Here is a 14412-nt window from a genome sequence, read left to right on the forward strand (position 1 = left end):
CTTAAAGGGTGATTTCGAGATAGACAGTGTCTTCCCTGCTGTTTGTAGGAATCGTTGACGCTTGAGGTCATCTGCCGATTTGGAGTAGTCTTTGCCAATTCATCCTATGACTGGATGTTAGGGCGATTTCCATGTCTCAAAGTATTCCTCTGATCAAACGCTCTCTGGTCGACCAGGCCCTGGAGCAATTGCGCGAACGCATTACCCGCGGCACCTGGGTGGTGGGCGAGCGGTTGCCCACCGAGCCGGAGCTGGCCGCGGAGCTGGGTATCAGCCGCAACACCATGCGTGAAGCCCTGCGGGTGCTGGCGTTTTCCGGGTTGATCGAGATTCGTCAGGGCGACGGCAGCTATTTGCGGGCGACCATCGATCCACTGGCGACCATGCAGGCGCTATCGCGCTGCTCCCTCGACCAGGCCCGCGAGACGCGGCACAGTTTTGAGGTCGAAGCTGTCGGCCTGGCGGCGCTGCGGCGGACCGAGGAAGACCTCAAGGGTTTGCGCGAGGCCCTGCATCTCAGCGGCGACCACTATCACGGCGATCTCGACAGCTTCATCAGCTGCGACCTGGTGTTTCACCAGCGCCTGATCGACGCCGCGCACAACCCGATGCTCAGCGAGCTGTACCGCTATTTTTCCAGCGTGATCGCCGGCGCCCTGCGCCAGACCCTGGATATCACGCCCCGTCGCCAATCGGTGTTCGACCTGCACGTCGCCCTGCTCGAAGCCGTGGAGCAACAAGATGCCGAGCGCGCCAAGGCCTTGTGCCGGACCTTGATCAATGAACCCTGAAGCCGAGAATCCCATGTCCCGTCCTACCGTAGAAAGCAGCGCTGCCTCGCCGCCGGTCGAACTCGACCGGCTGCTGATCGACGCCGAGGCCGATGACGACCTGGTCCAGCACAACCCGCCGGTCGTGCTCCGGCCCTGGCTGTTGCTGCTGGGCCTGGTGCTGGTGGCATTGAACCTGCGCCCGGCGTTGTCGAGCATGGCGCCCTTGCTCGGCGAGGTGTCCCGCAGCCTCGGTTTGTCGGCGGCCAAGGCCGGCCTGTTGACCACGCTGCCGGTGCTTTGCCTCGGTCTGGCGGCGCCCCTGGCGCCAATGTTGGCCCGGCGTTTTGGCAGTGAGCGGGTGGTGCTGGGCATCCTGCTGACCCTGGCCGGCGGGATCATCCTGCGCAGTTCCCTGGGCGAGTTCGGCCTGTTTGCCGGCAGCGTGGTGGCCGGCGCGAGCATCGGCGTGATCGGGGTGCTGTTGCCCGGCATCGTCAAACGCGACTTTGCAAAGCAGGCCGGGACCATGACCGGCGTCTACACCATGGCCCTGTGCCTGGGCGCGGCGTTGGCGGCGGGGGCCACGGTGCCCTTGAGCCAGCACTTTGCCGGGAGCTGGTCGATCGGCCTGGGGTTCTGGGTGGTGCCCGCGCTGGTGGCGGCGATTTTCTGGATGCCGCAGGTGCGGCAGAAACACGGGGCCCATCATGTGGCCTACCGCGTGCGCGGCTTGCTCAAGGATCGGCTGGCCTGGCAGGTGACCTTGTACATGGGTCTGCAATCGTCCCTGGCCTATATCGTCTTCGGCTGGTTGCCCTCGGTGCTGATCGGCCGCGGCCTGAGTGCCACCCAGGCGGGGATCGTGTTGTCCGGATCGATTCTGGTGCAACTGATCAGTTCATTGGCGACGCCCTGGCTGGCGACGCGGGGCAAGGATCAGCGGCTGGCGATTATCGTGGTCATGGTGCTGACCTTGGGCGGCCTGTTCGGTTGCCTGTATGCGCCGCTCGAAGGGCTCTGGGGTTGGGCAATCCTGCTTGGTCTGGGGCAGGGCGGGACCTTCAGCCTGGCGCTGACCCTGATTGTGTTGCGCTCGCGCGATGCCCATGTGGCGGCGAATCTGTCGGGCATGGCCCAGGGCATCGGCTATACCCTGGCGTCCATGGGGCCGTTTGCGGTTGGGCTGGTGCATGACCTCACCGGTGGCTGGGCTGCGCTGGGTTGGATCTTTGCCGTGATCGGTTTGGGGGCCATTGTCTTCGGGCTCGGTGCCGGTCGAGCGGGTTATGTGCAGGTCACCAGCGAAAAACTCTGAAGCACCCCACACTCCCGGTATTCGGATCGCGAATGCCGATAGTCAGCCGGGCATTTGCAGACTATCGTGCAGGCGATCCCTTTACCTGCACGGAGCCCGCCCATGAGTGATGTCCACAGCGCGTTGATTACTGAGTTCTATAAAGCTTTCCAGCGGCTGGATGCCGAGGCCATGAGCGCCTGCTACACCGAGGATGTGGTGTTCAGTGATCCGGCGTTCGGCGAGCTGCGTGGCCGCGATGCCGGCGATATGTGGCGCATGCTGACCACCCGGGCCAAGGACTTCTCCCTGACCTTCGACAACGTCCGTGCCGACGAGCGCAGTGGCGGCGCCCATTGGGTTGCGACCTACCTGTTCAGCCAGACCGGCAATACCGTGGTCAACGATATCCATGCGCGTTTTGTGTTTCGCGACGGCAAGATCTGCGAGCACCATGACAGCTTTGACCTGTGGCGCTGGTCGCGTCAGGCGTTGGGCACCAAGGGCCTGCTGCTGGGCTGGACGCCGTTGGTCAGGAACGCCGTGCGTGCCCAGGCTCTGAAAGGCTTGAAGGCCTTCCAGGCCAGCCGCTAGGTTCTGCTAAGATCGCGGCCTGGTTACCGATCAAGCCCTTTGCCACGTGAATATCAGCGAAACCCTCAGTACCGAGACCGAGCCGGCAGTGCCTGTGGTCAAACCCTGGTTTGTCTATCTGGTGCGGGCGGCCAACGGCTCCTTGTATTGCGGGATCAGCGATGACCCGCAACGGCGTTTCGCCTCGCATCAAAGTGGCAAGGGTGCGCGCTTCTTCCATTCCAGCCCGGCGGTTGCGCTGGTGTATGTGGAGGCCTGCCGCGACAAGGGCGATGCCCTGCGCCAGGAGCGTCTGATCAAAAAATTGCGCAAGAGTGCCAAGGAAACCCTGGCGGCGGGGTTTAGTCTGGAGGCGTTTGCGGCCGGGCGGACGTGATTCAGGGCGCGGGCAATTGATACCGCTGATAGGACAACATCAGGCTGGCCGGGTAGGCCGCTAACGATTTGCAGGCTAAGCTTCGGGTTCTTATTTGCCCGGCGGACTCCAGCATGTCTGAGTTAATTCTTCACCACTACCCGACCTCTCCCTTTGCCGAAAAGGCCCGCCTGTTGCTGGGTTTCAAAGGGTTGTCGTGGCGCTCGGTCTATATCTCGCCGGTCATGCCCAAGCCCGACCTGACGGCGCTGACCGGTGGCTATCGGAAAACCCCGGTGCTGCAGATCGGTGCCGATATCTACTGTGACACCGCCTTGATCGCCCGCCGCCTGGAGCAGGAAAAGGCTGCGCCGCGGTTGTTCCCCGAGGGCCGGGAACTGGTCGCTGCGGCCTTTGCTGCCTGGGCCGACTCGGTGGTGTTCAGCCATGCGGTCAGCCTGGTGTTCCAGCCCGAGTCGGTGGCGGTGCGTTTTGCCCGCTTGTCCCCGGAGCAGATCAAGGGCTTCATGATCGATCGCGCCGGCCTGTTCAGCGGTGGTTCGGCGACCAAGGTCCCGTTGGAGATCGCCAAGCACCAGTGGCCGGTGCTCATGGCGCGGTTGGAGCAGCAACTGCAACACGAGGAAGGCGACTTCCTGTTCGGTGAACCGTCCATTGCCGATATCGCCATGGCCCATCCACTGTGGTTCCTCAAGGCGACGCCAGTGACCGCACCGTTGGTGGACGCGTATCCGGCGGTGGCCGCCTGGTTCGCCCGGGTCATGGCGTTCGGGCACGGCGCTGCGAGTGAAATGACCGCCGAGGAGGCCTTGCAGGTGGCACGTGAGTCGACGCCGGCCGCGCTGCCGAATGAGGCGTTTACTGACCCGAACGGCTTTGTGGCTGGCCAGTCGGTGGTCGTCGCGGCGACTGACTATGGCGTCGATCCGGTAGCGGGTGAGTTGGTGTTTGTCGGCAGCGAAGAAGTGATTGTGCGTCGCGAGGATGAGCGCGGGGGCTTGGTGCATGTGCACTTCCCACGGCTCGGCTTCAGGATCGAAGCGCGCTAAGCCCTGCGGCGCCTGTTCGGACGCTATCGCCAGCAAGCCGGCTCCCACAGTCTTTCGGCGTATACAAAATCTGTGGTCGGCCTGGGCCCTGCGAACAGGATCAATCAGTTGCACCGAACCATAGAATCTCCCACGGGGGCTTCGGCAAGACGATACTTTTGTGGTCTGGCGCGATTCTGTGGGAGCCGGCTTGCTGGCGATGGCGGCAGTGAGCCTGGCATCGCCCTCACCGATCGACGCCGGATCGATTACTTCAGCGCCGCAAGGATCGCGTCCGGCTCATACCCGCGAATCAATGTGCCGTTCACGTCCAGCATCGGAATCCCGCCGCCGCCCAGGGCCTGATAGGCCTTGCGCGCCGCGGCGTCTTTCTCGATATCGAATTCCTGATAGGGAATGCCTTTCTGGTCGAGAAAACGCCGGGTCTGCTTGCAGTAGCCGCACCAGTCGGTGGCATAGAGCACCACCCGGGCCTTGGCCCGGGTCTGCTCCGAGACCATCTGCCCCGGATTGAACACCCGCTCGATCTTGCCCCAGTTCTGATAGACCACCACCACCAGCAGGATCAGCAGGACCTTCTTCAGCATGCCGTTGAGCATGACTCAGTCCTTGCGCCGCTTGAGCTGATCGGTCAACTGGGTCGGCAAACCCTTGATGATCAAGGTCCCGGCTTCTTCGTCATACTCGATCTTCGAACCCAGCAAGTGCGCCTCGAAGCTGATGGACAGGCCTTCGGCGCGGCCGGTGAAGCGACGGAACTGATTCAGGGTGCGTTTATCGGCCGGAATCTCCGGCGAAAGGCCGTAGTCCTTGTTGCGGATATGTTCGTAGAACGCCCGTGGACGGTCCTCGTCAATCAGTCCGGAAAGCTCTTCCAGGCCCATGGGCTCACCCATTTTTGCCTGGCTGCTGGCGTAGTCCACCAGGGTCTTGGTCTTTTCCCGGGCATCGTCCTCGGGCAGGTCTTCGCTTTCGACGAAGTCGCTGAAGGCTTTGAGCAGGGTGCGGGTCTCGCCCGGACCATCGACCCCTTCCTGGCAGCCGATAAAGTCGCGGAAATATTCCGAAACCTTTTTCCCGTTCTTGCCTTTGATAAAGGAAATGTACTGTTTCGACTGCTTGTTGTTCTGCCATTCGGACACGTTGATCCGTGCCGCCAGGTGCAACTGGCCCAGGTCCAGGTGGCGCGAGGGGGTCACGTCGAGCTCGGCGTTCACCGCCACGCCTTCGCTGTGGTGCAGCAGGGCGATCGCCAGGTAGTCGGTCATGCCTTGCTGGTAGTGCGCAAACAGCACGTGGCCGCCCACCGAGAGGTTGGACTCTTCCATCAGCTTTTGCAGATGTTCAACGGCAATCCGGCTGAACGCGGTGAAGTCCTTGCCGCCGTCCAGGTATTCCTTCAGCCAGCCGCTGAACGGGTGCGCGCCGGACTCGGCATGGAAAAAGCCCCAGGCTTTGCCTTGCTTGGCGTTGTAGCTTTCGTTGAGGTCGGCAAGCATGTGCTCGATGGCCTGGGATTCGGCCAGTTCGGAGTCACGGGCATGCAGGACCGCAGGGCTGCCGTCGGGTTTTTTGTCGATCAGGTGGACGATGCAATGACGGATCGGCATAGGTATCTCGGCTGATTTGTCAGGGGGAGGGCGGGCTCCCCGGAAAAGCGCCCAGTGTACCGCACCCACGGGCTGAATCCGCCTTTGCACGGTCGTTCTGGCGGTATGAGCGGTTTCAGACAGCTTTTTTTTCGAAAACGAGCGCAAAAGCTGACCAAATGGCTAGGTAGAGGCGGATATTTCCCCGTCTCTGTGCTAGTTTTGCCCGGTCTTGCGCTCAGTAACGGCGCAAAGCGTGCATTCAGCAGGTGTCACGTCGAACCAAACCCCAATTTTGCTATCTACATCTGCGATCCGTCGTGGCTTGTCAGCGGGGGGTACAAGGCTGGCTCGATGGCTGACACTGCACTCTGCAATCCAAATGAATTTGATAGGGAAGGAACATCTCAATGGCTATTACCAAAGACCAACTGATCGCCGATATCGCCGAAGCTATCGACGCGCCGAAAACCACCGCGCGTGCCGCTCTGGACCAACTGGCCCAGATCGTTGCTGATCAATTGGAAAACGGCGGCGAAATCACTCTGCCAGGCGTTGGCAAACTGAAAGTGACCGAGCGTCCTGCCCGTACCGGCCGTAACCCGTCGACTGGCGCTGCCATCGAAATCCCTGCCAAGAAAGTGATCAAGCTGGTTGTGGCCAAGGTTCTGACCGACGCTGTAAACAAGTAAGACGCATTAAAACCGTGCTCTGGAGCGATCCGGGCACGGTTTTTTTTCGCCTGTAGGTTGGGGTGGCCCGGCTACTGCGGTGCGGCGGTGAGGCCGACCTGGTCGGTCAGTGCCGCACGCAGTGCCTCCAGTGTGTCGAATGAGCGGCCTGCGATCACGGGCCATCGATCACTTGCCAGGGTGAAACCCCGGGTGTCCTGGGTGATTGACGTCTCGATCACCAGGCCCAGTCTGGAGCAATGCGTCAGCTGGATCCGGCCGTCCGGCAGGGTATCGAGGAAAAAGTGCCCGGCCACCACCGGCAGCCGGTGGGGCAGGATCCGCGGGGGCGGGGGGGCGACCAATGGCCTGTCCTGGGGCAGGACCGCCACCATGCCACGCCGATTGATCAGCGCCGACGACAGTTCAGCGAGGCTGGCAAAGCGTTCAGCGTGCAGGTTTGGCCACTGGCTGCGTTCGAGAGAGAAGTGATTGTCCCGGGTTTTGACAATCGGGCTGAACAGCGCTTTTTCACCTTCTCGATGGACCAGTTGAGGGGACTGGCTTTCGGGGTGGATGTAGATGAAGAAGTCGCCTTCCTTACGCAAGCGTTTGTAGGGTGGCACACCGATATAGACCGCCAGGTCGGATTGGACCTGAAATGGCTCACCGTCCTCGAATTGGCCTCTTTTCCCCGGATCCGCGGCGATACTGATCGAGGCGCCGTCCTCGATATCCTCGACCCTGATCCCGGGCACAGCCTCCAGTTCCACGAGCCCAGGGATGCCCTTGCGTGTATTGATATGAGCATCGCCCACCAGCGCGATCCATTTGCCACCTTCCAGGTTGGGGGCGTCGGCCTTTATCACCCGATCGGCGTAGTAGTTCATCACCGGGATACGGTGCAGTGCATTTTCGCGAGTGTTCATCTCATAGCTGGCGGTACAGTCGATGGCCCGTATGCTGACGCCATGGGCCCGTGCCGTGCTCACCAGATTGAGAAAGCTATAGGTGCCAGAAGGGTCGGTCTTGGCGTTTAAGTCGAGGATTTCAAGGTAGTCTTTCAGCGGTGCTGGCATCACTGCGCTGCGCTGATAGGTATCCAGCTCGAACTGTTCGAAATCGGTTCTCAGATGTTCCAGGTACAGGGTTTTCACGCCGTGGCGAACCAGGGCGCCCATATTGTCGATCAGCAGTTGCTTTGGACCTATCGCGGAGTGAGTTTCAGCCAGCACCAGTCCTGGGTGATGGGAGTAAACCCGTGCGAAGAGCTGCTCGGCCGAGGTGGCGAGCATCACTCCGGGGTCCAGGGCGGGGCGGGTTGGCAGTTTGACCTGGCTGAAGAATGCCGCCGCTTCGCGGATAAGCAGGTCCTGGCGTTCTATGAACACGCTTTTGGACGCGAGGATTGCATAGCTTTGATGGGAACTCATATAGCCGCGTGCCAAGCCGCGCTTACTACGTCTTAGTACTTCTATATTGGCCTTGTGTGTCGCTGGAATCAGATAACGCTCAAGTGTTGCCGTAGCGGTTTCAGTGCTCCATTTCGCGCTCCCCGGGATTCGGTAGAGCACGGGGCCGGACGGCAGCAATTCGCTCCTGAGTTTTGCGCGAAAGGCGCCGACACTCGCATCGTATTCGACCTGCACTATCCAGTCGGTGTGGCCTTCGAGTTCGACGAACCTCTGCTGCTTGTAAAGGCGCAATCCGTTGGCATCGGCCGGCGCCAGTTGGCTGGGCGCGACTCTTGAATAGCGCTGTAGCGCGTCTGGCCGAATAGCCGGCGCGAGACTGGCCGACGCGGGGAGATCCGTCACGCTGACCGGAGCGGCGGGGCGGCTAGGAAGGGGCCCGGTTGCGGTGTCGCCACCTGTGGAGGGCGGGGCATGACTCGGAATGCGCAGGCTGGTGGCGAGGCTGGGTGTGTCGTGTGGTTGTCGGAAGGGCGCTTTTCCATGGGAGTGAGCGCTGGGCGGGCCAGATGACTTGGGTGGCTTGGGTGACATGGTGTGCTGCTCCTGGGGAATCGAGGAGAAATATTCCCAGGGCCTTGTGAGGGGAGGCTGGCGGATCCAGCCATGGGTGAAGCGGTTTTTTCCCTCGGCCAGCCCTGACGTTTATGTACAGGGCTAGCTTCGATGATCGTTTACAGGGCGAATAGCCGCATAAATTGACTGGCTTCTGGTGTTTTTCGCCAGATGCCTATCGGATCGGATAACGGGGTGTTGGTGAAACGGCAGGGCGTGTCAGCCAGTGTTATCCCAGGGTTATCTGCGCCGCGCCCCAGTGTTGCTGCGCCCAGGCCTGTTGCTGCACCTTGCTGTGGAACGTCCAGGCGACAAAGCGGCTCTGTTTCTGACCCTGGGACATCTCCACCACCTTGCTCTCCAGGACGCCGGCCTTCTTCAGTGCCGCTTCGATGGTCGGCAGGTTCGAGGCCTTCGAGACCAGTGTGCTGAACCACAGCACCTGGCTCGACAACGGCTGGCTTTCGCTGATCAGCTGGGTCACGAAGCGTGCTTCGCCGCCTTCACACCACAATTCCGAGGCCTGGCCGCCGAAGTTCAGCACCGGCAGTTTGCGCTTGGGGTCGGCCTTGCCCAGGGCGCGCCATTTGCGCCGGCTGCCGTTTTGCGCTTCGTCCAGGGAGGCGTGAAACGGCGGATTGCACAGGGTCAGGTCAAAATGCTCGGTGCTTTCCAGCAGGCCGCTGAGGATCTGCTTCGGATTACCTTGCAGGCGCAGGCTGATGGCCTTGTTCAGGCCGTTGGACTGGACGATGGCCTTGGCTGCGGCCAGCGCCGTCTTGTCGATGTCAGAGCCGAGAAACTGCCAGCGATAGTCGCTGTGGCCGATCAACGGGTAGATGCAGTTGGCGCCGACGCCGATATCCAGCACGCGCACGGCGGCACCCCGGGGGATCACGCCTGCATTGCCGTCGGCCAGCAGGTCGGCGAGGAAGTGCACGTAGTCGGCCCGGCCTGGTACTGGCGGGCAGAGGAAGTCCGCCGGGATGTCCCAGTGGGCGATGCCGTAGAAGGACTTGAGCAGGGCGCGGTTGAACACGCGCACGGCAGCCGGGTCGGCGAAGTCGATGCTTTCCTTGCCATAGGGGTTGAGGACCACGAACTTGCCCAGTTCGGGGCTGCTCTTGATCAACTGGGGGAAGTCGTAGCGACCCTGATGGCGGTTGCGCGGGTGCAGACTGGCTTTTTCCCGGGGTTCGACGGCCTTGGCCGGGGTGGCTGGCGTGGGTTTCTTGCGGGGTGCTTTGGGTTTGCTGGGGGCATTCATGGGCAGTGTCGATTCGGGCAAGGCTTGAAGTGAGGGCATTGTCCCACATCCCACCTCACAGGGACTCAACTGGAATGATCAGCGCGTCGGCGGAGTAGGTATCACGATAAGAGACGCGGGCTGGCCGGTTTTTTCTTGATGTGCATATCGTTTGGGTGTAGTGGTTGTAGCCAGCCGATGTTGCCGTATTGGATAGTCGTCAATATTCAGGAACTTGGCCATATCGCTGACCCATGACGCAGTGTGATGTCGGTATTTGGCATCCCACCTTGAGCAGGTGTAGTCACTACGCTCACAACAAGGGTTTGGGAGACTTCATCATGTTTGACGACTTTACCTCGTTCGAAAACAACAACTGGAATGGTTGGAAGACTGGATCCGGAACAGTAGAACGTGGAGTGCTGGAGACTGAGAGGGGAAATACCTATTGGGCTGGCCTGGTGGACATGGGGACCCCCACTCAATTTGAGCCCGCTATCAAGAAAGTATTCGACATCGAACTCAGCAACAAGTCCTACTCCGTGGAATACCAGTTCCGTATCAGGACGGCGCCAGAGCTCAATCAGCATTTCCTGATCGCCGTCACTGTCCCAAGGCATCAAGACTTCCGGCTCAACACGTACGTGGAGCATGAGACGCCGATCAACCAATGGGTGGATTCAAAGTCCGGCTCCTCGCTCTTTTTCTCCGGTTCGAAGGAGATCTGGATCGGCCTGTGGCGCAGTCCAGGCAGCATCAATCCGCCGCAGTGGGCAATCGAGTTTGACAATATCCGTGTAAGGGAACGTTAGTTCCGGTGCCGTGGGCAACCCATAAAAAAACCGATGCCGGTACCTGCATCGGTTTTTTTATGGTTGCGGCCAAGCGTCAAGCGCCGAAGTTCAACTGATCGCTATCGGCTCTTTAATGCCAGTCCTACAGGCTGGCAATCCGCGCATGCTGCTCGGCCAGCTTGCCCAGGGCCTGCTCGGCCTCGGCCAGCTTGGCGCGTTCCTTCTCGATGACTTCGGCCGGAGCCTTGTCGACGAACGCGGCATTCGACAGCTTGCCGCCGACCCGCTGCACTTCACCTTGCAGACGCTGGATTTCCTTGTCCAGGCGCGCCAGTTCGGCGCCCTTGTCGATCAGCCCGGCCATCGGCACCAGCACTTCCATCTCGCCGACCAACGCGGTGGCGGACAGCGGTGCTTCGTCGCCGGCCGCCAGCACGGTGATCGATTCGAGCTTGGCCAGCTTTTTCAGCAACTGCTCGTTCTCGCTCAGGCGACGCTGGTCCAGGACATTGACGTTCTTCAGGAACAACGCCAATGGCTTGCCCGGGCCGATATTCATCTCGGCGCGGATGTTGCGCACGCCAAGCATCAGGCCCTTGAGCCATTCGATATCGTCTTCGGCAGCCGCGTCGATACGGGTTTCGTTCGCCACCGGCCATGGTTGCAGCATGATGGTCTTGCCTTCAGCCCCGACCAGCGGCGCCAGGCGCTGCCAGATTTCTTCGGTGATGAACGGCATGAACGGATGCGCCAGGCGCAGAGCCACTTCCAGGACGCGCACCAGGGTGCGACGGGTGCCGCGCTGGCGTTCGACCGGCGCGTTCTCGTCCCACAGCACCGGCTTGGACAGTTCCAGGTACCAGTCGCAATACTGGTTCCAGATGAACTCGTACAAGGCCTGGGCGGCCAGGTCGAAACGGAACTGGTCGAGCTGGCGGGTCACTTCGGCTTCGGTGCGCTGCAACTGCGAGATGATCCAGCGATCCGCCAGGGACAGCTCGTAGGCTTCACCGTTCTGGCCACAGTCGTCGCCCTTGTCCAGCACGTAGCGCGCGGCGTTCCAGATCTTGTTGCAGAAGTTGCGATAGCCTTCGACGCGACCCATGTCGAACTTGATGTCGCGACCGGTGGAGGCCAGCGAGCAGAACGTGAAGCGCAGGGCATCGGTGCCGTAGCTGGCGATACCTTCGGCGAACTCGGCGCGAGTCTGCTTCTCGATGGCTTTCTGCAGCTTGGGCTGCATCAGGCCGGTGGTCCGCTTCTGGACCAGCTCTTCGAGTTCGATGCCGTCGATGATATCCAGCGGGTCAAGGACGTTGCCCTTGGACTTGGACATCTTCTGGCCCTGGCCGTCACGGACCAGACCGTGCACGTACACCGTCTTGAACGGAACCTGTGGCGTGCCGTTCTCGTCCTTCACCAAATGCATGGTGAGCATGATCATCCGGGCAACCCAGAAGAAAATGATGTCGAAACCGGTCACCAGCACGTCGGTGGAGTGGAATTTTTTCAGGAACTCCGTCTGCTCCGGCCAGCCCAGGGTGGAGAAGGTCCACAGGCCCGAGCTGAACCAGGTGTCGAGGACGTCGTTGTCCTGTTGCAGCGCCACGTCCGGGCCGAGGTTGTGCTTGGCCCGTACTTCGGCTTCGTCGCGGCCGACATAGACCTTGCCCGACTCGTCGTACCAGGCCGGAATCCGGTGGCCCCACCACAGCTGGCGGCTGATGCACCAGTCCTGGATATCGCGCATCCAGGAGAAGTACATGTTTTCGTACTGCTTGGGCACGAAGGCGATGCGGCCGTCTTCCACGGCAGCGATGGCCGGCTCGGCCAATGGCTTGGTGGAGACATACCACTGGTCGGTCAGCCACGGCTCGATGATGGTCCCGGAGCGGTCGCCCTTCGGCACTTTCAGGCTGTGGTCGTCGACGCTGACCAGCAGGCCGGCGGCGTCGAAGGCAGCCACGATCTGCTTGCGCGCTTCGAAACGGTCGAGACCGGCGTATTGCGCCGGGATCTTGCCGTCGATGCTGTCGTTCAGCGTGCCGTCGAGGTTGAACACCTGGCAGGCTGGCAGCACGGCGGCGTTCTTGTCGAAGATGTTCAGCAGCGGCAGGTTGTGGCGCTTGCCGACTTCGTAGTCGTTGAAATCGTGGGCCGGGGTGATTTTCACGCAGCCGGTGCCGAATTCAGGATCGCAGTAGTCGTCGGCGATGATCGGGATGCGACGGCCGACCAGCGGCAGCTCGACAAATTTGCCGATCAGGGCTTTATAGCGTTCGTCTTCCGGGTTTACCGCCACGGCCGAGTCGCCGAGCATGGTCTCCGGGCGGGTGGTGGCGACGATCAGGTAATCCAGGCCGTCGGCGGTCTTGGCGCCGTCAGCCAGTGGATAACGCAGGTTCCAGAGGAAACCTTTCTCGTCGTGGTTTTCCACTTCGAGATCGGAAATCGCCGTGTGCAGCTTGGTGTCCCAGTTGACCAGGCGCTTGCCGCGATAGATCAGACCATCTTCGTGCAGGCGCACGAAGGCTTCCTTCACCGCTTCCGAGAGGCCGTCGTCCATGGTGAAGCGCTCACGGCTCCAGTCCACGGACGAGCCCAGGCGACGGATCTGCCGGCTGATATTGCCGCCGGACTGATCCTTCCATTCCCAGACCTTTTCCAGGAACTTCTCGCGGCCCAGGTCATGGCGATTCTGGCCCTGGGCTTCGAGTTGGCGCTCCACCAGCATCTGGGTGGCGATCCCGGCGTGGTCGGTGCCCGGCTGCCACAGGGTGTTGCGACCCTGCATGCGACGGAAACGGATCAGGGCGTCCATGATCGCGTTATTGAAACCGTGGCCCATGTGCAGGCTGCCGGTGACGTTCGGCGGCGGGATCATGATGGTGTAGGAGTCGCCGGCGCCTTGCGGGGCGAAGTAATTCTCGGACTCCCAGGTCTGGTACCAGGAAGTTTCAATGGCGTGCGGCTGGTAGGTCTTATCCATGCGCGGCGGGACCCTTAGGCATTAATTCAGGAAAGCCGATAAGTATAGGGGAGAGGGGCAGCTTCAAGCTACAAGCTGCGAGCTACAAGCGGACGGGTGTCGCCTTTTCTTGCCGCTTCAAGCTTGCGGCTTGTCGCTGCCCTTTGTCACTGCAGCGAGCAGCCGCTCCATCCGTGCGTCCAGGCGGCGTTTGATCTCGGTTTCGATATGCGGGGCGAAGTCGTCGATCACGTCCTGCATGATCAATTGCGCGGCGGCGCGCAGTTCGCTGTCCAGGTGCAGCAAGGCGTCCTGGTTCCTGGCTTTGGCCGGTTCCGCAGCCACGGCCACGGGTGCGGGTATCGGCGCGACCACGGGCGCAGCGACCACCTCGGGTTTCACCTCGGCCTTGGTCTTGCTGCCCACCATGTCGAACAGCATGGGGATCTGTCCTTCGCTGGCGACGGTTTCGGTCAGCAGGGGCGGTTGCAGGGTATCGTCGCCCAGCAGCTTGCGGATCGATTCGAGCTCGTCGAGCAAGGGTGCAGCTTTTTGTGGTTGTTTTGGAGTGTCCATCGGGGTGCTCAAAGTCGCTGTAGGCGGTGATCTTGCAGAGGATAGCCCTGTTCGCGGTAGAAGCGGAAACTCTCCCGCGCCGCTTGACGTATCGCCGGGTCTTCCACCACCACTTCGGCCACGCGGGCAAAGCGCGAAGCAAAGGGTGGCACCTTCATATCCAGGTTCACCAGCAGGTCCTGGTGAGCGCCGGGGTCTTCACCCAAACCCAGCACCACGCTGCCTTCCGGCTCGTTTTCCGCCGGGCCGTGGGGAATGAAGCTTTCACCCTTGAACTGCCACAGGCGGGCGTCCAGATCATCGCGCTGGGCACTGTCGCTGCAATGCAGGTAGACCTTGTGGCCCAGGCGCCAGGCCTTTTCGGTCAGCTTGCAGGCAAAGTCCAGGCGCGCCGAAGGGTCCGCACTGGGAAGGATATAGAAGTCGACTTGGGTCATAGGGGATTCCGGGTTCCG

Annotated in this window: 14 protein-coding genes; 7 read left to right on the top strand and 7 right to left on the bottom strand. The window is 61.3% G+C overall.

Annotation, left to right across the window (positions count from 1 at the left end):
* Nucleotides 1-131: 131 nt before the first annotated feature.
* The 5 genes from HX866_RS01320 to HX866_RS01340 all read left to right on the top strand — a co-directional run bounded on the left by HX866_RS01320 (nt 132) and on the right by HX866_RS01340 (nt 4086).
* The gene (locus HX866_RS01320) at nt 132-791 is read left to right on the top strand and encodes a FadR/GntR family transcriptional regulator (protein WP_177105852.1); all 660 of its coding nucleotides are present in this window, start codon (nt 132-134) and stop codon (nt 789-791) included.
* Entirely contained in the window at nt 781-2088 is a 1308-nt protein-coding gene (locus HX866_RS01325) for a CynX/NimT family MFS transporter (RefSeq protein ID WP_177125833.1), read from the top strand. Before HX866_RS01320 ends, HX866_RS01325 begins: the two co-directional genes overlap by 11 nt.
* Before the next feature lie 102 nt (nt 2089-2190).
* The gene (locus HX866_RS01330) at nt 2191-2661 is read left to right on the top strand and encodes a nuclear transport factor 2 family protein (RefSeq protein WP_177093089.1); all 471 of its coding nucleotides are present in this window, start codon (nt 2191-2193) and stop codon (nt 2659-2661) included.
* 46 nt (nt 2662-2707) lie between these two features.
* The gene (locus HX866_RS01335) at nt 2708-3037 is read left to right on the top strand and encodes a GIY-YIG nuclease family protein (protein WP_177137791.1); all 330 of its coding nucleotides are present in this window, start codon (nt 2708-2710) and stop codon (nt 3035-3037) included.
* 113 nt (nt 3038-3150) lie between these two features.
* The gene (locus HX866_RS01340; RefSeq protein ID WP_177137792.1) at nt 3151-4086 is read left to right on the top strand and encodes a glutathione S-transferase family protein; all 936 of its coding nucleotides are present in this window, start codon (nt 3151-3153) and stop codon (nt 4084-4086) included.
* A gap of 248 nt (nt 4087-4334) precedes the next feature.
* Here the strand turns inward: HX866_RS01340 and HX866_RS01345 are convergent, their stop codons facing one another.
* Nucleotides 4335-4685: a glutaredoxin family protein gene (locus HX866_RS01345; protein WP_177137793.1), complete on the bottom strand. Its 351-nt coding sequence runs from the start codon at nt 4683-4685 to the stop codon at nt 4335-4337.
* Nucleotides 4686-4688: 3 nt separating this feature from the next.
* Nucleotides 4689-5696 carry a nucleoid-associated protein YejK gene (gene yejK, locus HX866_RS01350; RefSeq protein WP_100941832.1) on the bottom strand — a complete coding sequence of 336 codons (1008 nt, stop codon included), beginning with the start codon at nt 5694-5696 and terminating at the stop codon, nt 4689-4691.
* A 389-nt stretch (nt 5697-6085) separates the two neighbouring features.
* On the opposite strand from yejK, the gene HX866_RS01355 reads away from it, so the two are divergent.
* A complete protein-coding gene (locus tag HX866_RS01355) occupies nt 6086-6367 on the top strand; it encodes an HU family DNA-binding protein (protein WP_040064476.1) in 282 nt (93 codons plus the stop codon).
* A 71-nt stretch (nt 6368-6438) separates the two neighbouring features.
* Here the strand turns inward: HX866_RS01355 and HX866_RS01360 are convergent, their stop codons facing one another.
* Together HX866_RS01360 and rlmF are read right to left on the bottom strand one after the other, a co-directional pair.
* Complete coding sequence (locus tag HX866_RS01360; RefSeq protein ID WP_177137794.1) at nt 6439-7779, bottom strand: membrane-targeted effector domain-containing toxin; 1341 nt, start codon at nt 7777-7779, stop codon at nt 6439-6441.
* Between the two features lie 823 nt (nt 7780-8602).
* The gene (gene rlmF, locus HX866_RS01365) at nt 8603-9640 is read right to left on the bottom strand and encodes a 23S rRNA (adenine(1618)-N(6))-methyltransferase RlmF (protein ID WP_177138067.1); all 1038 of its coding nucleotides are present in this window, start codon (nt 9638-9640) and stop codon (nt 8603-8605) included.
* A gap of 320 nt (nt 9641-9960) precedes the next feature.
* Here rlmF and HX866_RS01370 point away from each other — a divergent pair, with 320 nt between their 5' ends.
* Nucleotides 9961-10431 carry a hypothetical protein gene (locus HX866_RS01370; RefSeq protein WP_177093084.1) on the top strand — a complete coding sequence of 157 codons (471 nt, stop codon included), beginning with the start codon at nt 9961-9963 and terminating at the stop codon, nt 10429-10431.
* Nucleotides 10432-10555: 124 nt separating this feature from the next.
* Here the strand turns inward: HX866_RS01370 and HX866_RS01375 are convergent, their stop codons facing one another.
* The 3 genes from HX866_RS01375 to HX866_RS01385 form a co-directional block, all read right to left on the bottom strand.
* On the bottom strand, nt 10556-13402 hold the full coding sequence (locus HX866_RS01375; protein ID WP_177137804.1) for a valine--tRNA ligase: 2847 nt from the start codon (nt 13400-13402) through the stop codon (nt 10556-10558).
* Nucleotides 13403-13519: 117 nt separating this feature from the next.
* Nucleotides 13520-13957, bottom strand: coding sequence for a DNA polymerase III subunit chi (locus HX866_RS01380; protein ID WP_177093082.1), 438 nt, complete (start codon nt 13955-13957; stop codon nt 13520-13522).
* A gap of 8 nt (nt 13958-13965) precedes the next feature.
* Entirely contained in the window at nt 13966-14394 is a 429-nt protein-coding gene (locus HX866_RS01385; protein ID WP_177093081.1) for a DNA polymerase III subunit chi, read from the bottom strand.
* Nucleotides 14395-14412 lie beyond the last annotated feature (18 nt).

The sequence above is a fragment of the Pseudomonas gingeri genome, from assembly GCF_013386165.1.
In the GTDB taxonomy this organism is placed as follows: Bacteria; Pseudomonadota; Gammaproteobacteria; order Pseudomonadales; family Pseudomonadaceae; genus Aquipseudomonas; species Aquipseudomonas gingeri_C.